Here is a 24001-nt window from a genome sequence, read left to right on the forward strand (position 1 = left end):
CGCACTCCTAGCCCACATCAGGGACGCGAGGCACGCGGCGGCTGGGAGAGTCCAGCCAAATGTGTTGTCCATCGGCAGTCACGGTCACGCCGAAGCGCTCCCGGGCCGGGCAGTCGTGCTCGATGTACAGCTCGTGTGCGGCTTCCACCGCGTCCCACAACAGGCGAGGTCCGGCCTGCCGTACGGTCTCGCCCTCCGCGCGCGCCCACGACCCGTCGGCGCTCCACAGTTCCACGGCCATGACGCGGCCGTCTGCGCCACGCTCTGATGCGGACGCTGTGTCCGGCGCGACCAGGGACAGCACGAAACGGAACGCGTCGTCCTCTGCAACCGTTGCGAGGTCCAGGCTTGTGAGCCGACCGCTCGTCGGACTCAGTCTGCCGGGGTGCACCGGTGTGCCGGTGGTGCCGGTGTCGCGTACGGCCATGAAGTACGAGCCGGTGGGCAGAAACCGGCCCTCCGCACGGCCGCGGTCACTGACTACCAGCTGCACTGTTCCCCAGCCCAGCGGGCACACGATCACGCCCGCGGGCCGTACCTGCTCCAGCCAGGCAGCTGGGATGGCACTGAAGCCGCAGGTGGCGAGCAGCCGGTCGTACGGGGCTCCGGATGGGCACCCATCGCGGCCGTCCCCGGCGACAACGAGCGGGGTGTATCCGCAGTGCCGCAATCTCGATTCCGCCAGCCGGGCCAGTACGGGGTCGACCTCCGCCGTGGCCACATGGTGACTGCCCAGCCGCTCGGACAGCAGCGCCGCGTTGTAGCCCGTGCCGGTGGCCACCTCCAGCACCCGGTGACCGTCGGCCACGTCCAGGGTCTGGAGCATGGTGAGCATCAGGCCGGGCGCCGTCGACGACGACGTGGCCACACCGTCCGTCAGCTGCGTGGCCAGCGCATCGTCGGCGTACACCAGGTCGAGCCACTGGGGATCGGCGGATGTCACGTGCCGCAGCGCGCCGCCGGCGAGGGTCCAGAACTCCGGCACGAATGGATGGCGTGGTACGGCCTCGAACACCTTCCGCCAGGTGGGATCGGTCAGTTGGCCGCCGGCTTCGAGGGTTTCGGCCAGCGCCGCGCGCAGTTGCGCGGCGCGCGCTTCGGTACGCGTCGTCATGGTCTTTCCTTGGCGAGTAGGTCAGCGAGGTGCGCGGCGATGGGCAAGCCCGTCTTGCTCTGGATCCACGACCACTCTCCGGACGGGTTGCACTCGAACATCACCCAGTCCCCGGACGGGGTGACGGCGAAGTCGAACGCGCCGAAGCCGAGCCCGAAGTGCTCCAGCCAGCCCAGCACGCCCGCCCTCACGTCGTCCGGCACTTTGCACACGTCGTAGGTGAGGGCGTCGTAGTCGCTGCGCCAGTCCACGCGGGCCGCGTCGCTGCCCGCGTGGATCTCGGCCGCGAACATGTCCGTACTCACAACGGTCAGCCGCACCTCATGGGACTTGGGCACCCACTCCTGAAACAGGTGCGCCGTCAGGGACACGGAGTCGTCAATGGTGTCGGGGTCGATCAGGATCGTCGGCACCCCGGTGCGACGCCCGTCCGCGTACTCCAGCGGCCCGCCCATGAGTGGTTTGCAGATCACCGGGCCGCCTACTCCGTGGCAGAACCTCCGGGCCACCTCCGGGTCGGTGGTGATCAGCGACCGGGGAGTGCGGAGCCCGTACGCCGCAGCTATCGGCAGCTGGCCCGGTTTGTGGGAGGCGATGCCGTCCACGTCCGGCCGGTTGACCCACGTCACCGGCAGCGCGTACAGCGTGCCGAGGAGGCCGGCCAATGCCTGATCGTTCGCCCACGAGCGGTGCGGTTCGGGCAGTTCCTCGGAGACGGCGGGAAGGCAAGGCCGTCTGTAGTAGACGGCCCTCACCTCCTCCAACCGCACCCAGCGGTGCTCGTCAGCCAGGACTCCCGCCCAGGGTGCTGCCTCATGCTCGACGGACAGGGACATGGTCTGTGGGAAGTCGCCCATGTCGAACCGCATCACCGGCACGCCCCTGGTCGTCAGTTCGTCGACCACCAGGTCGGCCGCAGGGTCCAATTCCTTGGTGACGACCAGCACCGGGCCGCCGGACAGGTGCTGGGTCACCGCATCAGGTAGGGGTCGGACGTGTCGTCGTTCTTGCTGTCCCAGTTCGTGTTCGTGCAGCTCCCCGCCAACGAGGCGGATCGGCTCCAGAGCATCCCGGAGCCGTCGGTCATGACGTTGACCTGCCGAGCCGGGTCGTAGGCAAATGAGCCCGCCTCCAGGGTCACGGTGTACGGGGTGCGTTCGGCGCGAGCGCCAAAGGGGATGACTGCCATGGGCATGGTTGCCTCCTGCTGGTTTCAGTGGTGCTCGGACTGTTCTCCACCCCGGCCGCGTCCGAGACGGCGGCTCAGGGCGCGTTGCGGGGAACGCGTAGTTCGGCCCACACCCGTTTCCCGCCGTGGACCAGCTCGCTTCCCCAGTCGTGGGCGAGCGCGCCCACGAGGAAAAGACCACGCCCGTTCTCGTCGTCACTGGACGGTGAGGCCGGAGTGGGTCTGGTGCGGGAGGTGTCCGTGACGACGATCCGCACGGCCTCCTTGCCGGTCCGAACGACGGAGATGCCAACCGTGGCCGCGTTGGTGTGCTCCACGGCGTTGGCGACCAGTTCTGTGACGATCTGCTCGGCGGGCTCGATCAGGTGCGAAAGGCCCCAGCTCTCCAGGGCCGACGCTATGTCCCGACGGGCCTGCTGGGCAGCTTCCAGCCTCGCCGCATATCGCTCCTGGCAGCGCTGTGGTCCTACCGATGCAGCCGTCGTGGTCATCGTCGCGTCCCTCGGGGGTGCTCGCGTTTTCGTGTGGTCCCATCACCGTCCGTCTAGGCTCGTCCGGTGATGCATACGACGCTAGAGAGTCGAGATCACTCCTTGAAGTGACCGTGAGTACAAGTGGTTTGCTGCGAACACACGGGAATGGGGCTGTGCATGCGGTCGAGTTCGCGACAAACCCTGACCGGCAGTCAGGGAACAACTGGGCGCCCTCGAACGGGCGTCATTTCCGGCTACGTCTTCCGGGTCATACGAGAGCAGCTGGGACTCACCCAGGAGGAAGCAGCCGAGCAGCTTCGGGTGTCTGCGGACACGATCGCCGGATGGGAGTCCGGCCGTCGCCCTCTGACCGCTGTGCCGATCGGGCAGATGCTCGTGCACCGTCACCGGCTCATGCAGATGGACACCGTTCCTGCACTCCTTCAGGCCCTCGATCGCGCCTTGGAGGCAGACGTCCTCCTCGCATGTGCCCTCGACGACAAGGCCAGGGTCGAGGACAGCCCACTCGGGGCCTGGGTGATGCAGCGCGACCTCGTCGAGTTGCTTGCGTGGCCCCTCAACCACGCACCGCCCCAGCCCATCCGTGACCTGCCCGCCGCGCCACGCAGGCGCCGAGGTCCCGCACCCTCCGGGCCGGAGCTGTCACCCTCCGAACGAACCCGCTTCTTCACACAGATGCGGCGCACCGCTGAGCAGGCCCGTGGCGAGGACCAGTTCCTCCTCCGCCGCCAGGCCCTGTACCTCTCCGGGTACGACGATCAGCCCGACACCCCGGAATGACTCGCCCACCAGCAGGCCACCGAACGCCCCGGGGACTGGCTCACGCAGTGGCTCAACTCCCGTTCGGTCGCCGCTGTTTCCGCCCGACAAGGAGATCGGGAACGTATGGGCCACTTCATCGATACCGCCCTGATCGACAATGACGCGGGCGAGGCCGCGAACCTGAACTACTGGGCGTACTGGATCGGCGAGACCTCCCATCTCGAGCTGAGCGACGACTTCATCGCCGCCCACACCATCGGACGATGGCCGGGTGACAAGCTGCTCACTCACCTCACTCAAGGGCTCGCACCGCATCACGGCTATATCGACCTCAACATCCACTCCGTGTGGTCCCTGCTCCAGATTCGGCCCAACCTGCTGCGATCCGGCACAGCAGGCTGCGCCCTGCGCGACCGGCTGCCCGTGATGTTGGATAGCCGGGAGCTGTCGGCGCGCGGGCGCCGGGAGCTGGAGAGCATCCGGTACGCGATCCGCCTCGCCGAGGCGTGAGAGGAGTCCGACGGTGGCTGAAGACCTGTCCGCGGTGGCACGCTTCCTGTACGAGGCGGGGACGCTGAAGCAGACCAAGCGCACCGGCTGGTGGATGGCCGGCGTACGCGACCCGGAGTCAGTTGCAGAGCACTCCTGGCGCACAGCTCTCCTCGCCACGATCATCGCGAAGCTCGAAGGCGCCGATCCCGCACAGGCCGCCTATCTCGCGGTGTGGCACGACTCCCAGGAGACGCGGACCGGTGACGTGAACTACCTCGGCAAGAAATACGCCACCGAGGCGGACCCCCAGGCGGTCACCGGCGACCAGGTCGCCGGTATGCCCGAGATCCTGGCCTCGGCTGTACGGGAACTCGTCGCAGAGTACGAGGCGAAAGTATCCGCAGAGGCGATCTGCGCCCGGGACGCCGACAAGCTGGAATGCATGATCCAGGGCATCGAGTACAAGGCCCAGGGCTACGAGAACGCACAGCGCTGGATCGACAACAGCCGAGGCCGGCTCACCACGAAGTCGGCCAACGAACTCGCCGACGCAGTGCTGGCGACTGGGTCTCTGGATTGGCTACGAACGGCCCTGGGGGAGAACTCGAACTAATGTCAGCCGACACCCAGTTGAAGCCAGACCACCGCAACTGAGCAGGCCGGTAACCGGTCTTCGGCCGCGATCCAGCGTCACCGGGCCCTGGCCCACAAGGGTCCGGTGAGCCACAGCGCTCCTTAAAGGACCTTCCTGAAAGAACCAACTACCCTCCCCTGCCCGCCCCTTGTCACCCTCAGGAGTGACTCGGTTGCGGCGCGTGCGCACGGAGGGTTACGTTCGCCGCGACAACCTCACACAGACGACGGCCCCCGGCCGGGACGGCAATCCCGATCGAGGGCCTGACCGATCAGGAAGAAATAAGCTTCCCGATGGCTGACCCGCAGTCTAACGCGCCCCTGCGCGCCGACGCCGGAGCTCCGACCGCTCCCCCGGCCCCGACCTCCGGCGTGATCCACGTACGTACCCGCCTCACCGCCAACTTCACCGTGATCGCCAACTCCCTGGCGCAGCGACCCGGAAGCGCGGTCACGGTCGGCGTCGCGGTCTACATCCTCTCCTTGCCCGACGGTGCCGCCGTGAGCATCGCCGCGCTGTGCGCCCACTTCAGCGAGGGGGAGATCCTGATCTCGCGCGCGCTACGGGAGTTGGAGGCCGCCGGGTACTTGGAGCGGCGGCGGGAGCGCTGCACCGGCGGCCGGATCCGTACCCGTACGTACTTCCATGACGTACCGGCGAGAGACCGCGACCGAGCGCCCGCCGAAACCCGGCCCGTACCGCCGCCGGACCCTCAACCGGCACCTGCTCGCGAGGCTCAGCAAGAACAAGAAGACGATGCCGAGGTCGAGGTCGACGAGCGGGCGCCCGTCATCCTCGCCTCACTCCGCATCGTCGATCCGCGGCTGATCCTGTCGCAGCGGGAAGTGGCCGAGCTGTCCCCGGCCGTCACACACTGGCTCGCGGCAGGCGTGGGCCCCGCGCAGGTCACGGAGGCGCTCACCACTCGGCTGCCGCGACACCTCACGGCCCGCCCGGCCCGTATCCTGAGCCACCGCCTCAGCGAACCACCACCGGCCGCACCCACTCCGGTCGCCGCCCCAGCCAGACCGGCCGTTCTCCCCTGGCAGACCTGCGACGGCTGCGAACGGGCCTTCCGTTCGGCGGAACCCGCCCTGTGTCGGGACTGCGCACTCGACGCTGCCTCCGAGGTCGCCTGATTTCGGATCACCCGCGATCGGCGAACGCCAAGGGCGGGACCCTTTCGAGTCCCGCCCCGGGGTGTGTCCAGCCGAGTGCCGAGTTCCTACGACACGTGGAAAGTCGTCGTCTGGTCCTTCGTCCTGGGAACGTACTGCTGCTTCCAGGTCCAGCCTCCGTTGCCGATCTGGTAGTGGAGCTCGACCGACGAGTTCTGCTTCCACCAGTAGTTCCAGCCGGTGGCGCAGGTGTGGGGGTTGGCCCTCCAGACCGGGGAGTCGTCCCAGTCGTCGTGCTGGTTGTAGCCCTTGACCCAGAACAGCATGGTCCCGCCCGAGTCGTTGCAGACCGTGATCTGTACGGCGGAGACCGGGTCCGCGCTGGCCGTCGTGGGGGCGGCGAGGCCGCCGAAGACGGCACCTGCAGTGAGTGCCGCTATCGCGAATTTTCTTCTGATGTCGCGCATTTCATTACCACCGTCCTGTTCGAGTGAGGGGGGATCAGCTGAGCAGCCCTTTGGACTTCAGCCAGGTTCGCGCCGCCTCTGCGGGGGACTTGCCCGCGTCCACGGAGGAGGCGAGCGCTGCCAACTGGTCCGTGGTGAGTGCCGAGTTGACTCGGGCCAGGGCTTCTCTCGCTGCCCGGCCCGCGTAGGGAGCCTGGATGAGCGGGAAGATGTGCTCGGGCGGGATGACGCCCTCGGGGTCGGTCAGCACGACCAGCTTGTCCTTGGTGATGGACGGGTCCGTGCTGCGCAGGGCCAGTACGTCGGCTGTGGCCGAGGTGCCGGCGGTGGTGAGGGTGACGCCGTACGCCTTCTTCAGGGAAGCGGGTGTGGGGGCGTCGGGGGCTGAGGTCGCCGAGCCGCCGAGGGTGAGGCGGCTGCCGGGCTTGCGGAGGTCGGCGAGGGTGTGCAGGTCGTGGCGGCGGGCCGTGGTCGCAGAGACCGCGAGGACCACTCCCCGCTGGGCCGCGGCCGGGGGCAGGGCGGTGATGCCCATCGGCAGCGCCATGCTCAGCGTCGCCGGCATGTTACCGGGCAGGGTGTCCCCGCCCGGGAACGTGCGCAGCAGGGTGCTCTCGTACGCGGGAGCCAGCCCGAGCTTCCCCGCCACCACGGCCTTGGCGGTGGCGGAGGGAGAGGAGTAGCGGGTCTTCGCCGGCTCCACCTTCTGCCCCGCCCTGGTGAGGAGTTCGGCGTACATCGCCGCCATCACCCGGCTCTCGGCGGAGGTGTCGGTGCCGATCACCGTCGGGCCCTCGCCGTCCGCGTAGGACGTGTTGGGCTTGTTCTGTGCGGCCGCCGCGCACCCGCTCAGCAGGAGCAGGGAGCAGATGGCGGCCGCGGCGAGGCGGAGTCGGGGCCGGGGGCTGATTCCTGGGGTCACGGAGCACCACATGCTGTCGGCCGGTCTCAGCGGCAGTGGGCGGAGCGGTCGCCGGAGCTCATCGGCGCGTCCTTGAAGTTGACGTAGCCCGTGTTGGGGTTGTCCTTGTTGAAGCCGGACGACTGGTAGTTGTTGACGTACCAGATGTAGTGGCCGTAGTAGCGCTTGCCGAAGTGGATCTCGTACCAGCCCTTGGCCTGCTGCTTGGCGGTACCGCGCTCGATCCAGCCCTTGTAGCCGGCCGGGACGTTGACCGTGTTGCTCTCGGTGTCGGTGTGCGACGCTTCCCAGCTGTGCGAGTACGTGGTGCTGACGCCGACCGTGAACACCTCGAAGAACTTGTATTCCGCGCTGATCGAGATGCCGAAGGTGTTGGTCGAGCCGGTCGTGTCCGACCAGTCGATACGGTGCTGGTTGGTCTGGCTCGCGCAGTTGTACGCGGTGCTGCCGACCTGGTGGTTCGGACCGGTGTACGTCCAGTAGTCCGTCGCGTGGAACTGGCACAGGTCCGCCCAGCTGCAGGCGTCCAGGAGCTCCTTGGTGGTGGGGCTGTCCGCGGCGGAGGCCTGGGGGGCCGCCATCAGCGAGGCGCCGAGGGTCAGGGCGGCGACGGCCCCGGCTGTGCGGAGGGTGCGCTTGGAGGAGGCGGGCTTACGGCGCGCGAATGCCATCGGTTGCTCCAGTGAGTTGGGGGGTTCCGGGCAGCCGACGGGGTTGCCATCGGCCGCCCGCCGGTGTCACTGACCGGGGAGTGCGGTGCACCGGGTGAACCCCACTCTTGGCGGCGCCGATTTGTTGATCAATGCAGGTCAGAGGTGTAAACAACCCAACCGGGGACGGGAACCGGACATGTGACAGCCCGTTCATCTGCCGGTGATTCGGGGCCGCGTTCCGTTCGCCTTCGGGGCGTGGTCCCCACGTGCGGATTTCTGTTGCGTGGTGCGGGGGTGCGCCTTGGGGACCGTGGAGGACTTGGCTTTACGGTGCTTCTCGGGAGACGGCACGGTGGCATGCCTATGCGCGTGGGGCTTCCGGGACGCGGGCTTATGAGCGGCGGGCGGTGACGAGGGCGTACGCGTCGGTGTCGGAGTCGCGGCGGGATCCGTTCCCGCAACCGAGGCGGCCGACTCGCCGATGTCCGACACGTCGCACACGCGCCGGTAGGGCACATCCGGGAGATACGTCCGCCATTCGTTGGCGGTCAGATTGCGGCCGGCGCGTGCGCAGAGGCGAGTGACGACCTGGGCGGTACCGACGGCGTACCGCTGGAACGGGACGTGGGCGCTGCCGGCGTAGACGGAGTCCCCGTGCGCACCGAACGCAAGCGAACGGATCGCCTCGCCCGGCGTGGGGAGGCTGCCGCCGAGGGGCTGCCGGGTGGCGGTGTCCCACAGGCGGAGCGCGCCGGAGCCGTAACCCACCGCGAGGGTGCGGCCGTCGGGGCTGAAAGCGAGGGCGGTGACCCGGGCGCCGAGGGCTCCGGCGGCGGGCGGGATGACGGCCTCCCGGTGGCGTGCGCCGCGGCCGCGCCAGACCGTGACGCTGCCGAAGTCGCCGCCGGTGGCCAGCTGAACGCCGTCGCGGCTGAGGGCGAGGACGTTCGCGCCACTGTCCGGGCCGAGCGGTACGCCGGTGTCCAGGCCGAAGGGCAGGGCGGCGGCCGGGCCGGTGAAGCCCGAGGCCAGGGCGGACTTCAGGGTTACGGTCAGGGCGTCGGGCCGGACGGTGCGCGTCCCGCGGGCGGTGTTCCACACCTCGCCGGTGGGTGAACCGGTGCGCGAGTCGGTGGGCGCTCCGGTGCGCGAGTCCGTGGGCGCTCCGGTGCGCGAGCCGGTCGAGCTCGCCCGCGTGAGCAGCAGTTCCCGCCCGCCCGGCGTGAGCGCGATCGAGCGGACGGCGGTCGACCCGCTCGGGTGAACTGCCGCCTGTACACGGCGAGTTGGCACGTTCCATACGACGAACCGGGCGTCGGGCGCCTCCGAGTCCCCGTTGCCGTAGGCGAAGGTCCGGCTGTCGGGGCTGAAGGCCATGAGGGGCTCGGCGTCCCCGGCTTCGGGCCGTGGTCCGGGTGCCCCGGGGGCGGGCAGTTCGGCGACCACGCGGCCGGCCCGGGTCTCGCGCAGGCGGAAGCGGTAGCGGGCGCCGTGCCGTTCGGCGGTGGCCAGCAGACGGCCGTCCGGGCTGAACGTCTCGTGGTCCAGGGGCCGTTCGAGCCATGGGGAGGTGAGGGGCACCGAGAGGTCGAGGGAGTGGACGGTGCCGCCGGTCAGACAGCGCAAGGTCGGGGCGTCCGGGTCCCAGGCGAGGGCGGTGACGGGCCCGTCGGCCAGGGCATGGCGGAACACCGGTGCCTGCGGAGCCGATATGCGCCAGACCGTCGTGCCGTCCGGTCCGGCCGCCGCGAGGAACCGGCCGTCCGGGGTGAACGCCAGGTGGGAGGCGCCCGGTTGGGCGATGCCCGCGAGCCGGCGGCCCGAGGCCGTGTCCCAGACGCGTATCCCGGTGTCCGAGACCGCCGCGAGCCGTCTTCCGGCCCGGTCGAAGACGAGGGAGGCGGACGAGCAGTCCACCGCCGGCGCGTCCTGCCAGGCGCCCGGGAGGGTGCGGTGGCGGACGATGTCCCGCAGCGTGAGCGGCCGGTCCCGCGCACAGACCGCCGCCAACCGGGCGTCCGCGGTCGGCACTACGGCATCGTCGGCATCGGCGGCACCAGCCGCACCAGCCGCACCAGCCGCACCAGCCGCACCAGCCGCACCAGCCGCGGAGCGTTCCAGCACCACCGGGTCGTCCGTGAATGCGCGCAACTGCGCTGTCGTATCAGGGCCGTTCACGATGTATGCGTCGACGCCGGGGTTCGAGTCGGCCGACGCGAGATCGCCGACGGGGTGCTGCGTTCCTGCCGAGTCCTCGGTCACCGGCGGCAGCCGCCACAACCGCTGCCCGGGGTCGGTGGCGGCCAGGGCGAGGGTCCTTCCGTCGCGGCTGACCGCGGTCACCGGGAGGTCCGGCAGCCGTCCGGATCCGGTACGGCTGTGCGTGGCCACGTCCCAGGACGACCAGCTGCCGCCGCCCGCGCTGAGCAGGGTGCGCCCGGAGTCGGTGAGGAAGGTGCGGGTGTCGCCGTTCTGGCCGGGGTCGGTGAAGGCGTCCCGTTCGGGTTCGGCGAGGGCGTCGAAGAGGGCCGCGCGGCTCTCGGGCAGCTGGGCGAGCCGCCAGGCGGCGATGCTGAGCAGTGTCCGGGTGCGGGGGTCGGTCACCCGGTCCCGGTCGGCGAGGTCGGCAGCCTGGCGGGCGCCTGCCAGGCGGCGCTCGCCCTCGGCGGTCCCGCTCTCGCGCCAGGCGATCTGTCCGGCGACCAGCGCCCCGCACATCACGCAGGTCAGCGCGAGGACGAGTCTTCGTATTCGGCGCTGCATACGGGCGGCCGTCCAGCGCTCCATGCGGTGGGCCACCCGGGAGGCGCACAGGAAGGCCCGCTCCCGTGCGGTGAGGTCGTCGTCGTGCCGCTCGCGGGTGAACAGCACGTCGGCCAGGGCGAGATGGATACCCCGGTACAGGGTGCCGGGGTCACTGGCGTGCTCCTGCCAGTTGCGGGCGGCCTCGGTGAGGTGGCGGTGCATGCGCAGCCGCTCGCGGTTCTCCTCGATCCACTGCTGCAGCCGGGGCCAGCCCCTGATCAGGGCCTCGTGGGCGAGCTCGACGTTCTCCTCGTCCACGGTGACCAGCCGGGCGCGGGCGAGCCGTTCGAGGACGACGGGCACCTCGGGGTCCGGCCACTCGCGCAGATCGGCCCGTCTGACCGGACGGCGGCTGTCGGGGGCGCCGTCGCCGGGGGCGATGAGGGCCAGCAGGAGCCGCCGGGCGGTGTCGGTCTGGTCGGTGGTCAGTCCGCCGTAGACCTCCTCAGCGGCCGCGGCGATCGCTCCGTGGACGCCGCCCGTCTCCTCGTACGCGGCCAGGGTCAGCACTCCGCTGCGCCGGCGCCGCCAGGTCTCGCGCAGGGCGTGCGAGAGCATCGGCAGTGCGCCGGGCTGGTCGTGGACCTCCTCGACGATGCGGGCGGTGAGCTCCCGCTCGACCCTGAGGCCGGCCGCCGTGGCCGGTCTGACGACCGCATCCCGCAGTTCCTCGCGGGTCATCGGCCCGACCGTCAGGCTCGTGTGCCGCAGCGCCTCGGCGAGGCCGGGGTGTTCCACGCACCGGCCGTGGAAGCCGGCGCCCACGGCGACGACCACGCGCAGCCGGCCGCAGGAGTCCTTGGCGGCGAGCAACTGCTCGACGAACAGCCAGCGTTCGGCCCGGTCCCGGCAGAGCGTGAAGATCTCCTCGAACTGGTCGACCACGACCACGCGGTGGGGCTCGTCCGGCCCCGGTGCAAGCAGCTGGCCGTGGGTGGCGACGGGGCGCGCGCCGGGCGTGATCAGCCGGAGCTCCGCCTCGCAGCCCGCCTCCTCCACGACCTTCTCCAGGCGGGGCATCACGCCGGCCCTCAGCAGGGAAGACTTGCCGCTGCCGGAGGCCCCGATGAGCACCGCGAACAGGTGCTCCTTCATCAACTGCACTGTTTTCCCGGCCAGTTCGTCCCGGCCGAAGAACAGCTCCTGGTCGCCCGGTTCGAACCGGGCCAGCCCCTGGTACGGCGACTCCCCCGCCTGGGCACCGCAGGCCACGACCTCGTCGGCCGCCGCCGCCAGCCGCTTCTCCCACTCGTCCGGATCCGCCCCGCAGGCCTGCGCGTACGCCCGCACGACCGCCACCGACGGCAGCCGCTCGCCCGAGGCCGCGCGGGACAGTGCGGCCACCGAGACCCGGGCCTGCTCGGACATCGTCCGGTACGACGGGGAGCCGGCTTGCGCACGCAGTGACCGCAGCTCATGGGCGAAGCGCTGTACGGGCCCCGCGTCGGGATCGAGCGGCCGCTCGGGGCGTCCCCGCTGCCGGCTGCTCATGGATGCTCCCGCAAATGGCTTTTCACGTTCACAGGCAATCGCTTTCACAACGGGCCGGGGACGGCTGCACGCTGGGCGGCGAGTATGTCATGACAGCTTGAGGGTTCAAAGGAACGAAATGTGAAGCAGATGCAAACCAGCCATGCCGCGGACGTGTAGAACAAACCCCCTGAAGGGGTGCGGGGCTGCATCGATATGCGGCTACCGCCGGCTACCGCTGCAAGGGGCCGGGCCACACCGCCGACGCGTCGTCGCGGCCTGGGTCGGGCAGACGGACGGGGCGGACCGGGATCGTGCGGGTGCGGTCATCGGAAAGCGCTGTCCACGGGGCAGTGCGGCCCGAGTAGCAAAGGGTGGTCAGCGCAAAGACGCCGTCGGCGTAGACCTCGACGTACTCGCCGACGGTGAGGATCCGCAGGGCGGCGGCCGGTTCGGTCAGGACGGTCTCGTCGGTGCGCTCGCCGCCGGGTCCGGTGATCCAGAGGTTCTTGCCGTCGCAGCCGACGGCAAGAACCGGGCGGTCGTCGTCCAGACCGGTCCGCAGGGTGATCTCGATCCGTCCGGAGACGGGCACATCCCCGACCGCGTGCAGCGCGGGCTCCTCCGTCTCCTCGCCCAGCCACTCGTCCAGGCCGGGCCACCACTCCAGGCGTGGCGCCGAATCCTCCGGTACGACAAGGGACTTGGGCTGCGCGAGCATGCCCCGGCAGCGTTCGCCGGAGTCGGTGAGCCCGACCCGGCGGGGCGTGGTGTGCAGGACGACACGGGAGCCGTCCGGGGCGGTGATGACGCGGGGTGCGTAGGAGCCGGTCGGGCCCAGCGGGCCGCGGCGGGTCCAGGGGCCGCGCAGCCGTGGTGCGGTCCACGCCTCGAAGCCGCGCGTCGAACCGATCGAGCCGAGCAGCAACCAGCTGCCGTCGTCGAGGCGTTCCAGGACCGGGCACTCCAACTCGTTGACGTCACCGGGTGAGATGAGCGGCGGCTGGACCGTCCAGTGCTCCAGGTCGTCCGAGGTCGCCCACGCGACACAGCCGCTGACCTCGACCGGCAGTGACGCGTCGGCGGCGCAGACGACCATGACCCAGCCGTCGGACTCGTCGTCGCGCACGACGAACGGGTCGCGCCAGCCCATGCGTTCACCGGTGCGGTACCAGCGGGCGTCCGCCTCCACGACCGGTCCGGTGCCGTGGCGTCGCCAGCCGGTGCCGTCGGTGCGGTCGGAGTACGCCAGCCCGACCGACTGCAGCGGCCAGCCGTCTGCCGTGAGGCCGCTCACGCCCGTGTAGAACATCGCCATGCCGTCGCCGTACGCGATGGGATGCATGGTCCACACGGCCTGCTGGTCGAAGCGGCCGGGCAGTCCGTTGCCGAAGGCCGTCCCCTCGGGCCGCCAGGCGACCAGGTCGGCGGAGGTGGCCCTGCCGTAGGAGGTCTCCATCCGCAGATGGTCGAACTCGGCCGTCCACGGACCCTGCAGATGCAGCACGACGTAGCTGCCGTCGTCGTCGCGGAGCACGGCGAAGTCGTTCACGCAGAGGCCGGGCGGGGCGTATCGCATGCACAGTTCCTGTCGACTAAGCGGTCCCGGTGAAGCTCTGGTGCAGTACCGCGCCCCCGTAAGGGGCGCGGGGAACTGCGCGACCAGCCCCCACCGGCCCGCGGGTTAATCGCCGCCCTTCCTGCGGAGCACTCAGCAACGCTCAAACGCATGCGCTGACCAGTTCTCCAGAAGGTCCCGCTTGAGAATCGGCCCAAGTAAATATGAACGCAAACGCTTGCGCAACAGCATGGGCGGGTTTACGGTCTCGTCACCCCCAGATCACACCGACGTGAAACCGACGGGAGAAAAGCGCTGTGACCGTCAGCATCACCGATGTCGCCCGCGCCGCCGGAGTCTCGGCGTCCACCGTGTCCCGCGCACTGCGCGGCCGGCCGGGCGTCTCCGACGAGGTGCGCGCCCAGATCACGGCCGTCGCCGAGCAGCTCGGCTATACGGCGTCCCAGTCGGCGTCCAGCCTGGCCAGCGGGCGCACCTTCACCATCGGGGTCGTGGTCCCGTATGTGGGCCGCTGGTTCTTCGGCACCGTGCTGGACGCCGCCGAGCAGGTGTTCAGCGCGGCCGGGTACGACGTCCTGCTGTACAACCTGGGCTCGCCGGAGACCCGTAAGCGTTTCTTCGCCAGGATGCCGGTCCGCAAGCGGGTGGACGCGGTGCTGTCACTGCTCATCCCCGACGAGGCGGAGTCCGCGGCGCTGCGTTCGCTGGGGGTGCCGCTGGCCAGCACGGTCGGCGACGCCCGGCCCGGCTTCAGCGTGGTCGGCATCGACGACCGGGCCGGTGCCGAGAGCGCCGTACGGCATCTGGTGAACCTCGGCCACCGCCGGATCGGCATGATCAGCGGGGCGAGCGGGCCGCTGCACTGGACGACGCCCGTCGAGCGCCGTCGCGGCTATCTGGGCGTACTCGCGGAGGCCGGGATCGCGCACGACCCGGCCCTGGAGGCGGACGGTGACTACACCGTCGAGGGCGGCGAGCGGGCGATGACCGAGCTGCTGGCGGCCTCCCGGCCGCCGACGGCCGTGTTCGCGCAGTCCGACGAGATGGCGATGGGTGCGCTGCGCGCCCTGCGGCGGCACCGGCTGAAGGTGCCGGACGACGTGTCCGTCATCGGCTTCGACGATCACGAACTCGCCGATGTGATCGGGCTGACCACCGTCGCCCAGCCGGTCGCCGGGCAGGGCGCCGAGGCCGCCCGGCTGCTGCTGCACCAGCTCGACGAGCCGGACGCCGAGCGGCCCGGACACGTCCGGATGCCCATCCGTCTCGTCCTGCGCGAGACCACCGCACCGCCGCGCCCGCGCGGACCCCAGTGACCCTCCCCCATGCCGGAAAGCACGCCGGAAAGCACCAGCGCACCACGAACCCTCGCACCGCACGGAGGCAGGAACCATGAGCTCGACCAACAGCCCGACCAGCAGAAGGCACCGCCGCACGGCCTGTACGGCGCTGGCGCTCGTGCTGCCCCTCGCGGCCCTGGCCGCGTGCGGCGGCGGCAGCGGCGGTGACACCTCCGCCGCGGCGGGCAGCGGCAAGGGCACGATCAAGGTCTGGGCCCACCAGGGTCAGACGAGCGAGGACGCCGCGCTGCAGAGCGCGGTGAAGTCCTTCAACTCCTCCCAGGACAAGATCAAGGTCGAGCTGAAGCTGATACCCGGCAACGACTACACCAAGACCATCACCGCCACCGACGCCTCCCAGCTGCCGGACGTGATGGAGTTCGACGGCCCGACCATGGCGAGCTTCGTCTACAACAAGAAGCTCGCCGCGATCGACGACTACGTCTCGTCGAAGACGCTGGCCAACGCCACCGCCGCGAGCAAGGCGCAGGGCGAGATCAGCGGCAAGCACTACGGCCTGGGCATGTACGACTCGGGCCTCGGCATCTACGGCAACAAGAAGCTGCTGGACGCGGCCGGTGTGAAGTACCCGAAGGGCCTGTCCGACGACTGGACGGCGGACGAGTTCAGCGCCGCGCTGAAGGCGCTCAAGGCAAAGGACTCCGACGGCAAGACCCTCGACCTCCAGGAGAACAACGGCCTCGCCACCGAGTGGGGCACCTACGGCTTCTCCCCGGTCGTCTGGTCGGCCGGCGGCGCCCTGCTGAAGGACGGCAAGGCCGAGGGCGCCCTCGACTCCCCGGCCGTGGTGAAGGCGATGAAGACCGTCCAGTCCTGGAAGACGTATGTCGACGCCAACACCGACGGCAACGCCTTCGCCAAGGGCCGCGTCGCGCTGAGCTGGGTCGGCCACTGGATGTACCCCGCCTACAGCAAGGCCCTCGGCAAGGACCTTGTCGTGCTGCCGCTGCCCGACTTCGGCAACGGGCCCAAGACCGGCCAGGGCTCCTGGGCCTGGGGGATCGGCGCGGGTTCGAAGAACGGCAAGGCCGCCGGCGCGTTCCTCGACTACCTCCTGAACGACACCAACGTCACCGCGATGACGACGGCGAACGGCGCCCCGCCCGCCACGAAGTCCGCGCTCGCCGCCAGCCCCCTGTACAAGCAGGGCGGCCCGCTCCAGCTCTACGCCGACCAGCTCGCCAAGCCGTGCGGCGACAGCACCATCACCAAGTCCTGCGTCGCCGTGACCCGCCCGGTCACCGCCGGATACCCCACGGTCACCGCCAAGTTCGGCGAGGCCCTGAACTCGATCTACGGCGGCACCGACCCGAAGAGCGCCCTGGCGAAGGCCGCCCGCGCCATCGACCAGGACTTCTCCGACAACGCCGGTTACAAGATCCAGTAACCCGGTAATCCAGTAGGACGCTTCGGCCGGGGGCGGGTGCATGCACGCCGGCGCCCGCCCCGGCCGGGAACAGGACCCCCGTGAAGACCGTGGAACCCGCGCACGCAGCGCCCTCCCGCACACAGGACGGCCCGCCGCCCGTGACCTCTGTGAAGCCGGCGCGTCCAGGGCCCAGGAACCGCGACTGGCTGCACGGACTGCTCATGTCCACGCCCGCCGTCGCCGGGCTCGTCGCCTTCGTCGGCATCCCGTTCGGCTACGCCGTCGTCCTCTCCTTCTACAACGTGCGCCTCGGCTCCCCGCTGGCGCCCACGTTCTTCGGCATCGAGCAGTACCGTCGGCTGTTCACCGACCCGGACCTGTCGGGCCCCTTCCTGCGGGCGCTGCTGAACAACCTGACCTTCGCCGTGGTCGTCGTACCGCTCCAGACGGGCCTGGCACTGGCGCTCGCGATCCTGCTCAACCGCAAGCTCAAGGCGATCGGCGTGTTCCGGTCCCTCTTCTTCATGCCGGTCGTCTTCCCGATGACGCTGGTCGCCGTCATCTGGCGCCTCATCCTCGCCCGCAGCGACCAGGGCCTGCTCAACTCCGCGCTGCACGCGGTGAGTTTCGGCAACTGGGGCGCCTTCGACTGGCTCGGCGACGGCGCCACCGCGATGGCCTCGGTCATCGTGCTGTCGGTGTGGCAGGGCGTCGGCTTCCAGATGGTGATCCTGCTGGCCGGCCTGCAGCAGATACCCGGCGAGCTCTACGAGGCCGCCGAGCTCGACCGCGCGAGTCGCGGGCAGCAGTTCCGCCACGTCACCCTGCCCGGCATCCGCGGCACGCTCGTCTTCGTCGCCATGCTGACGTCGGTGCTGTCCTTCCGCGTCTTCGACCAGGTGTACGTCCTCATCCACGGCGGCGGTCTCGACGAGGACGCCGCCCGCACGGTGATGTACCAGGCCGTCACCACCGCCTTCGACCAGAACAACATCGGCCAGGCGTCCGCGATCACCGTCGTCTTCTTCCTGATCGTCGTCGCCCTGACCCTCATCCAGCGCCGCGTCGTCCGGCCCGGCAACGAGGACTGACACCGACCATGGCCACGACCCGCGTCCCCCTGCGCCGCGCCGCCGACTACACCGTCCTCGGCGTCCTGGCATTCATCTTCGTACTCCCCGTCCTGTACCTGCTCCTGGGCAGCCTCAAGCCCTCCGACGAGGTACTGAACGGCCTGACCGGCTTCCTCCCCACCCACCTGACGTTCGCCAACTACGCGCACGTCCTCGACGCCCTGAACTCCGACAGCACCGGCTACTTCTGGCGCTTCATGGGCATCTCGCTGCTCGTCGCGTTCGTGGTCGTGACGGGCGGGCTGTTCGTCAACTCGATGGCGGCGTACGGCATGTCACGGCTGAAGTGGCGGGGCCGGGAGGCCGTCTTCACTCTCGTCCTGCTGCTGATGCTGGTGCCGTTCGAGTCGGTGGCGGTGCCGCTGTTCTACATGTTCAACGGCCAGCGCAACACGGTCTTCATCCAGGCGGTCCCGTTCATCGCCAACGCCTTCTCGGTCTACCAGTTCCACACGTTCTTCGGGAAGATCCCGCCGAGCATCGAGGAGGCCGCCCGCCTCGACGGCGCCGGGCCCTGGCGCACCTTCTTCGCGATCATCGTCCCGATGTCGAAGCCGGCGTTCGCCTCGGTCGCCATCCTCACCTTCCTCACCCAGTGGGGCTCGTTCCTGTGGCCGGTCCTGATGGTCTCCGACCCGTCAGTCCGTCCGCTCCCCCTGGAGATGAGCGTCTTCCAGGGCCAGCAGCCCCCGGACTGGGGCCAGATCCTCGCCTTCGGCGTCCTGCTGGTCCTGCCTGTCCTGGTCGTCTTCGCCTTCTTCCAGCGCTGGTTCGTCCAAGGCGTCGCGAGCTCCGCGGTCAAGGGGTGAGCACCTGCTCACCGGCTCCGAGCACCAGGAACGGCGGCGTCACTCCCCGGCACCCGCCCCGCTGCCCGGCACCCCGCCCACCGTGAACCCGATCACCGCTCCGCCCCCGTCCCGCTGCAGCGCGAACGGCGCACCGCCGTGCGCCATCGCGACCTCCCGCACGATCGACAGGCCCAGCCCGGAACCGGGCAGGGAGCGGGCGTCGGCCGCGCGGTAGAAGCGGTCGAAGATGCGGATCAGGTCGGTGTCGGCGATTCCGGGGCCGCGATCGAGGATCTCGACACGGACCGTGCCGGGCCGGGCGGGCCCGAAGACGGCGATCTCGATGGGCCCGGTGCCGTCACGGTCGAACTTGGCCGCGTTCTCGACAAGGTTGGAGATCGCGCGCTGGAGCATTCCGGGGCGGCCGTCGGTCGTCGTGTCGCCGCTCACGCGGACCGTGACCTCCCGTCCGCTGCGGCGCCGGGCGAGCCCCGCGACGTCCTCGGCGATGTCCGCGAGGTCGACCCGCTGCGGCGGCTCGGTGTCGGACTGCCCGGCCGCCAGGTCCACCAGCTCATTGACCAGGTCGGTCAGTTCGCGCGCCTCCTGGCTCAGGTCCGCGACCAGGTCGTCGCGGGTGGCCGGGGGGAGTTCGTCGATCCGGCGCAGCAGGGAGATGTTCGTACGGAGCGAGGTGAGCGGCGTACGGAGTTCATGGCCCGCGTCCTGGACCAGGCGGCGCTGGTCCTCCTCCGACTGGGCGAGGCGGCCCAGCATCCGGTCGAAGGCACGGCCGAGGCGGCCCACCTCGTCGTAGCCGGTGACGGGCACCTCGATGCCGAGCCGCCGGGTGCGGGCGACGTCCTCCGCGGCCGAGGTCAGGATGATCAGCCGGCGGGTGATGCGCCGCGCCAGCCACCAGCCGAACAGGCCCGCGGCGGTGACGACCGCGGCCATCAGGATCAGCGTCCGCTGCTGCAGCGCCCGCAGCAGATCCTCGGTGTCGGAGAACTCCTGCGCGACCTGCACCGCGCCTCGCTTGCCGCCGAGGGAGACGGTCGCGATGCGGTAGACGTCCGCGTCGACGCTGACGTCCTTGTGCTCCTCCGTCTTGCCCGAGACCTCGTCGGCCGCGACCGCCCGGTCGTGGCGCGTCACGGGCAGCCCCGGGCTGCCGGCGTCGACGACCTTGCCGTCCGGCCCCAGCACCTGCACATCCGTGCGCGCGGGCCGCACGATGTCGTGGCCCGGTGCCGAGGAGGAGAAGTCGTCCGTCGTCATCCGGTGCTGGCGCACCTCGTCGACCAGGTCCTGCACGACCTGGTCGAACACGGACTCCTGGTCCACCCGGACCAGCCGGGCCGCGGCGCTGTACGACAGCACACCGACCAGCAGCGTGACGGCCGCGGTGACCGCCGCGAACGACACCGCGAACGTGGTGCGCAGGGAGACCAGCCCGGGCCGCCGTCTGGCCAGCAGCCGCCTGAGCCGGCTCACTCAGTCCTCCCGCAGCACGTAACCCACACCGCGCACCGTGTGGATCAGGGCCGGAGTGCCCGGCTCGTCGAGCTTGCGGCGCAGATAGCCGACGTACACGGCGAGGTTCTTGGAGCCAGGCCCGAAGTCATAGCCCCAGATACGGTCGTAGATGGTCGAGTGATCAAGAACAATTCCGGCATTCCGCACGAGCAGCTCCAGCAGCTCGAACTCGGTGCGTGTCAGCTCCAGCTCGCGGTCGCCGCGCCAGGCGCGCCGCGCCTGCACGTCCATGCGCAGTCCGGCGGCCTCGATCTGCCGGTCGGAGGCCGGCGGCGGCTCCTTCGGCACGTCGGCCACGGCCCCGGTGTCCGGGCTGGTCCGGCGCAGCAGCGCGCGCAGCCGCGCGAAGACCTCCTCGACGTCGAACGGCTTGACCACGTAGTCGTCGGCGCCCGCGTCCAGGCCCGCGATACGGTCCGCCGTCTCGACGAGCGCGGTGAGCATGAGGATCGGCGTGCGGTCGCCCTCGGCGCGCAGCACCCGGCAGACCTGGAGGCCGTCGATGCCGGGCATCATCACGTCCAGCAGGAGCACGTCCGGCGGGGTCTTGTGGGCCTGCGCCAGCGCCTCGACGCCGTCGGCGACCGCGGTGACCTGGTAGCCCTCCAAGCTCAGGGCCCGTTCCAGGGCATGACGGATGGCGCGGTCGTCTTCGGCGAGCAGCACAGTCTGGGGCACGCACCCAGTGTGCCAAGGCCTCCTCCGGTTCAGCCGAGTCGGCCGGGCTACGATCAGCCTTTTTACCTCGCTCTCACCGTCACAGAGGCAACCGGAGACGTACGCCTACCGTCTTCTCACCTAGGCCGTCGCTCCCGTAGCCGCGCCCCGCGCGTTCCGCCGACTGTCAGTGCCGGACCGTACGCTCCCTTCCATGGCCGCCCCACGCCGTGACACCAGAGGCATCGTCGCCCCCGCGGACTTCCTCGCGCGCGTGGACTTCCGCCGCCCCGAGCCCGCCGAGCCGCTGCGCAGCCATATCGAGCACTACTGGCTGATCGACTGGGACCTGCCGGAGCCATACGTCTCGCAGGTGGTCCCGCACCCGGCCGTCCACATCGTCTTCCAGCAGTTCGAGAGCCAGGAACCCTTCGTCGAGGTCGCGGGCGTCCAGCAGGGCCTGTTCACCCAGAAACTGGAGGGGCGGGGACGGGTGTGCGGCATCAAATTCCGGCCCGGCGCCTTCCGCCCCTTCGCACCCGGGCAGGCGGTGAGCGAGTGGACGGGCCGCCGGATCCACTTCCCCGAGGCCTTCCCGACGGCCAACTGCACGGCCGTCCTCACCCCGGACGACGAGGACGCCCGAATCGCCGCACTGGACACCTTCCTGCTCTCCCTCTCCCCCCGCCCCGACCCCCAGGCCGACCTCGCCATGACCCTGGTCGACCGCATCCGCACCGACCGCACGATCCGCCGCGTCGCCGACTTCGCCCGCACCGAGGGGATGTCCGTACGACTGCTGCAGCGCCTGTTCGCCGGGTACGTCGGCGTCGGCCCGAAGTGGGTCATCCTGCGCTACCGCATCCATGAGGCCCTGGAGCGCGCGGAGGCCGAGCGGGACGTGGACTGGGCGGGCCTGGCGGCCGACCTCGGCTATGCCGACCAGGCCCATCTGGTACGGGACTTCACGGCGACGGTGGGGGTGCCGCCCACGGCCTATGCGGCCGCCGTACGGTCCTCCGGGTAGGCGGGGAGCGCGCGCCCGACCAAATCCCCTTGACGGACAAGGACCCCGCCCGGATATTTATCTGCGTGACGCAGACTCTTCGTAACGCAACAGAAAGACCCGCCCTCCCCTCCCGCGCCCGCTGGGCCGTCCTGGCCGTCGTCCTCGCCGCCGACGTCCTCGACCTCCTCGACGCGACGATCACCAACATCGCCGCCCCCACCATCACGCGAGACCTCGGCGGCGGCGCGAGCCTCGTGCAGTGGCTCGGCGCCTCCTACGCCCTCGCGCTCGGGGTACTGCTGGTCCCCGGCGGCCGGCTCGGCGACAAGTACGGGCGCCGGCGGCTGTTCCTGACCGGACTCGCCGGGTTCGTCGCCGCCTCGCTGGCCTGCGGGCTCGCCCCGAACCCGACCGCACTCGTCGTCGCCCGGCTGGTCCAGGGCGCGTTCGGGGCCCTCGTCATCCCGCAGGGCTTCGGCATCCTCGGCGCGACCTGGCCGGGAGAGGAGATCGGCAAGGCGTTCAGCCTGTTCGGGCCCGTCATGGGCCTGTCCGCGGTCGGCGGCCCGATCCTCGCCGGTTTCCTCGTCGACGCGGACCTCGCCGGACTCGGCTGGCGCCCCATGTTCCTGATCAACCTGCTGCTCGGCGGCGCCGCCCTGCTCGCCGCCGCCCGGCTGCTCCCCCGCGACTGCGGCGACCCGTCCGTCTCCGTCGACGGCCCCGGCTCCGCGCTCCTCGCGGGCGCCATGCTCGGCCTGCTCGGCGGCCTCATCGACGGCTCGGCGTCCGGCTGGAGCCCCCGCCCCCTCGCCCTGCTCCTCCTCGGCCTCGCCCTGTTCGCCGCCTTCTGCCACCGCCAGCGCACCGCCGCCGAGCCCCTGATCCGCCCGACCCTCCTCCACAACCGCGGCTTCACCTCGGGCCTGATCCTCGGCGTCCTCGCCTTCGCCGCGGTCGCCGGCCTCCTCTACGTCGTCTCCCTCCACCTCCAACGAGGCCTCGGCCGCTCCCCCGCCGGCACCGCACTCGCCCTGATCCCGCTGTCCGCGGGCATCGTCGTCGCATCCATCGCCTGCTACCGGCTGATCCACACCCACGGCCGACGGCTCGTCGTCGCCGGACTACTGCTGATCCTGGCCGGCTGCGGCTGCCTGGCACTCCTGCCCGACTCGTCCGGCTGGGCCCTCGTCCCACCCCTCCTCCTGACCGGCCTCGGCATGGGCACCTGCTTCGGCACCGTCTACGACGTCACCATCGGCGACATCGCCCCCGACGAGGCGGGCAGCGCAAGCGGCTCGCTCAACGCGGTGCAACAGCTCGCCAACGCCATCGGGGCAGCAGCCGTAACAACCGTATATTTCAAGGCAGTTGACGACGGCGAGACCCACGCTCTGCTCGCAAGCCTCACCGTGGTCGCCGCGACGGTCACCCTGTGCCTGCCCCTCGTACGACTGCTGCCGCGCAAGGCGCAGGCCGAGCAGCACCACTAAGGAATGAGCACCAACCGGCCGCGCACCCCACCCTCCGCAAGGCGGGCGTGCGCCTTCACCGCCTCCTCAAGGGCGTACGTCTCGGCCACCCGCAGCGTCAGCGCACCCTCGTCGACCAGCGCCACCAGCTCGGCCAGCCGCGCCCCGTCGGCGCTCACCTCGACCGCACCGGTCCGCACGCCGCGCACCGCCGCCGGGGCCGCCTGCGGGATGACTCCGACATAGACGCCCCCGTCCCGCACCCACTCCAGCGCCGCCTCCCCGAGGACCGCCGCATCCAGCACGGCATCGACACTGCCCGCCCCGACCGCACCGTCCACGAAGTACGCGGCGCCCAGAGACCGCACGAACTCCTCGTCGTCCTTCCTGGCCAGCGCGGTCACCGCAATCCCCCGGCGCGCGGCGAGCTGGACGGCGAACCCACCGACCGCGCCCGCGGCACCGGTGACCAGCAGCGACTGCCCCTCCCCCAACTCCAGCAGATCCAGGGCCTGTACGGCGGTCAGGGCGTTCAGCGGCAGCGTCGCCGCGTGCACGGCGTCGACCGTGGCCGGCGCCTTCGCCACCGCGTCCGTGTCGACCACGACGTACTCGGCGTGCGTACCCAGCGGCTTCACCATGCCGTAGTCCAACGCCACCACCTCGTCGCCGACACTCCAGGCCGTGGCCACGCCCGTCGCGTCCACCGTCCCGGCGACGTCCCAGCCGAGCCCGATCTGCTTGCCCCCGCCACCGAAGACGCCCTGCCGCACCCCCGCGTCCACCGGGTTCAGCACGGCTGCCGCGACCTTGATCCGCACCTGCCGCGCGGCCGGCTCGGGTACCTCGGTCTCCACGACCTCCACGACCTCCGGACGGCCGAAGGTCCTCACCACCGCAGCACGCATGACTGTCAACTCCCTTGAAATCACAAGCTGTTCGCCGTTTCCGGCTCCTCGACTGCCTGCAAC

20 protein-coding genes and 1 pseudogene are annotated in these 24001 nt (G+C 70.6%); 9 read left to right on the plus strand and 12 right to left on the minus strand.

The window, feature by feature from the left end; genetic code table 11:
- Window positions 1-7: 7 nt before the first annotated feature.
- The 4 genes from P2Q00_RS47600 to P2Q00_RS47615 all read right to left on the minus strand — a co-directional run bounded on the left by P2Q00_RS47600 (window position 8) and on the right by P2Q00_RS47615 (window position 2794).
- Window positions 8-1114 carry a methyltransferase domain-containing protein gene (locus P2Q00_RS47600; RefSeq protein ID WP_275781175.1) on the minus strand — a complete coding sequence of 369 codons (1107 nt, stop codon included), beginning with the start codon at window positions 1112-1114 and terminating at the stop codon, window positions 8-10.
- On the minus strand, window positions 1111-2088 hold the full coding sequence (gene tgmB, locus P2Q00_RS47605; RefSeq protein ID WP_275781176.1) for an ATP-grasp ribosomal peptide maturase: 978 nt from the start codon (window positions 2086-2088) through the stop codon (window positions 1111-1113). The genes P2Q00_RS47600 and tgmB overlap by 4 nt, the downstream gene beginning before the upstream one ends.
- Window positions 2085-2309 carry a putative ATP-grasp-modified RiPP gene (tgmA, locus tag P2Q00_RS47610; RefSeq protein ID WP_275781177.1) on the minus strand — a complete coding sequence of 75 codons (225 nt, stop codon included), beginning with the start codon at window positions 2307-2309 and terminating at the stop codon, window positions 2085-2087. The genes tgmB and tgmA overlap by 4 nt, the downstream gene beginning before the upstream one ends.
- A gap of 68 nt (window positions 2310-2377) precedes the next feature.
- Window positions 2378-2794, minus strand: a complete 417-nt coding sequence (locus P2Q00_RS47615) for an ATP-binding protein (RefSeq protein WP_275781178.1) — start codon at window positions 2792-2794, stop codon at window positions 2378-2380.
- 147 nt (window positions 2795-2941) lie between these two features.
- Here P2Q00_RS47615 and P2Q00_RS47620 point away from each other — a divergent pair.
- From P2Q00_RS47620 to P2Q00_RS47630, 3 genes and pseudogenes are all read left to right on the plus strand, one after another.
- Window positions 2942-4069, plus strand: a pseudogene (locus P2Q00_RS47620) (helix-turn-helix domain-containing protein).
- Window positions 4070-4082: 13 nt separating this feature from the next.
- Window positions 4083-4664: an HD domain-containing protein gene (locus tag P2Q00_RS47625; protein ID WP_275781179.1), complete on the plus strand. Its 582-nt coding sequence runs from the start codon at window positions 4083-4085 to the stop codon at window positions 4662-4664.
- 314 nt (window positions 4665-4978) lie between these two features.
- On the plus strand, window positions 4979-5824 hold the full coding sequence (locus P2Q00_RS47630; RefSeq protein ID WP_275781180.1) for a hypothetical protein: 846 nt from the start codon (window positions 4979-4981) through the stop codon (window positions 5822-5824).
- Window positions 5825-5910: 86 nt separating this feature from the next.
- Here the strand turns inward: P2Q00_RS47630 and P2Q00_RS47635 are convergent, their stop codons facing one another.
- From P2Q00_RS47635 to P2Q00_RS47655, 5 genes are all read right to left on the minus strand, one after another.
- A complete protein-coding gene (locus tag P2Q00_RS47635; protein WP_275781182.1) occupies window positions 5911-6270 on the minus strand; it encodes a hypothetical protein in 360 nt (119 codons plus the stop codon).
- A 34-nt stretch (window positions 6271-6304) separates the two neighbouring features.
- Window positions 6305-7192, minus strand: coding sequence for a glycine betaine ABC transporter substrate-binding protein (locus P2Q00_RS47640; RefSeq protein ID WP_275781183.1), 888 nt, complete (start codon window positions 7190-7192; stop codon window positions 6305-6307).
- A 26-nt stretch (window positions 7193-7218) separates the two neighbouring features.
- Window positions 7219-7863: a hypothetical protein gene (locus P2Q00_RS47645; protein WP_275781184.1), complete on the minus strand. Its 645-nt coding sequence runs from the start codon at window positions 7861-7863 to the stop codon at window positions 7219-7221.
- 192 nt (window positions 7864-8055) lie between these two features.
- On the minus strand, window positions 8056-12141 hold the full coding sequence (locus P2Q00_RS47650) for an nSTAND1 domain-containing NTPase (RefSeq protein WP_275781185.1): 4086 nt from the start codon (window positions 12139-12141) through the stop codon (window positions 8056-8058).
- A gap of 211 nt (window positions 12142-12352) precedes the next feature.
- Window positions 12353-13699, minus strand: a complete 1347-nt coding sequence (locus P2Q00_RS47655) for a glycoside hydrolase family protein (RefSeq protein WP_275781186.1) — start codon at window positions 13697-13699, stop codon at window positions 12353-12355.
- A 296-nt stretch (window positions 13700-13995) separates the two neighbouring features.
- On the opposite strand from P2Q00_RS47655, the gene P2Q00_RS47660 reads away from it, so the two are divergent.
- From P2Q00_RS47660 to P2Q00_RS47675, 4 genes are all read left to right on the plus strand, one after another.
- Entirely contained in the window at window positions 13996-15015 is a 1020-nt protein-coding gene (locus tag P2Q00_RS47660) for a LacI family DNA-binding transcriptional regulator (protein WP_275781187.1), read from the plus strand.
- A 76-nt stretch (window positions 15016-15091) separates the two neighbouring features.
- Window positions 15092-16447: an ABC transporter substrate-binding protein gene (locus P2Q00_RS47665; RefSeq protein WP_275781189.1), complete on the plus strand. Its 1356-nt coding sequence runs from the start codon at window positions 15092-15094 to the stop codon at window positions 16445-16447.
- Window positions 16448-16650: 203 nt separating this feature from the next.
- The gene (locus P2Q00_RS47670) at window positions 16651-17520 is read left to right on the plus strand and encodes a carbohydrate ABC transporter permease (RefSeq protein WP_275781191.1); all 870 of its coding nucleotides are present in this window, start codon (window positions 16651-16653) and stop codon (window positions 17518-17520) included.
- A gap of 8 nt (window positions 17521-17528) precedes the next feature.
- Window positions 17529-18371: a carbohydrate ABC transporter permease gene (locus P2Q00_RS47675; protein WP_275781192.1), complete on the plus strand. Its 843-nt coding sequence runs from the start codon at window positions 17529-17531 to the stop codon at window positions 18369-18371.
- Window positions 18372-18410: 39 nt separating this feature from the next.
- On the opposite strand, the gene P2Q00_RS47680 is transcribed toward P2Q00_RS47675, so the two are convergent.
- Both P2Q00_RS47680 and P2Q00_RS47685 read right to left on the minus strand, forming a co-directional pair.
- Window positions 18411-19850 (minus strand): HAMP domain-containing sensor histidine kinase, encoded by a 1440-nt coding sequence (locus tag P2Q00_RS47680; RefSeq protein ID WP_275781193.1) that lies wholly within the window; start codon window positions 19848-19850, stop codon window positions 18411-18413.
- Window positions 19851-20558 carry a response regulator transcription factor gene (locus tag P2Q00_RS47685; protein WP_275781243.1) on the minus strand — a complete coding sequence of 236 codons (708 nt, stop codon included), beginning with the start codon at window positions 20556-20558 and terminating at the stop codon, window positions 19851-19853.
- Window positions 20559-20763: 205 nt separating this feature from the next.
- Between P2Q00_RS47685 and P2Q00_RS47690 the strand changes: the two genes are divergently transcribed.
- Entirely contained in the window at window positions 20764-21576 is an 813-nt protein-coding gene (locus tag P2Q00_RS47690) for a helix-turn-helix domain-containing protein (RefSeq protein ID WP_275781194.1), read from the plus strand.
- A 65-nt stretch (window positions 21577-21641) separates the two neighbouring features.
- Window positions 21642-23051, plus strand: a complete 1410-nt coding sequence (locus P2Q00_RS47695; protein ID WP_275781195.1) for an MFS transporter — start codon at window positions 21642-21644, stop codon at window positions 23049-23051.
- On the opposite strand, the gene P2Q00_RS47700 is transcribed toward P2Q00_RS47695, so the two are convergent.
- Complete coding sequence (locus tag P2Q00_RS47700) at window positions 23048-23938, minus strand: NADP-dependent oxidoreductase (protein WP_275781196.1); 891 nt, start codon at window positions 23936-23938, stop codon at window positions 23048-23050. The two genes, P2Q00_RS47695 and P2Q00_RS47700, sit on opposite strands and share 4 nt — an antisense overlap.
- Window positions 23939-24001 lie beyond the last annotated feature (63 nt).

This window comes from Streptomyces coacervatus, assembly GCF_029223485.1.
Taxonomy (GTDB): domain Bacteria; phylum Actinomycetota; class Actinomycetes; order Streptomycetales; family Streptomycetaceae; genus Streptomyces; species Streptomyces coacervatus.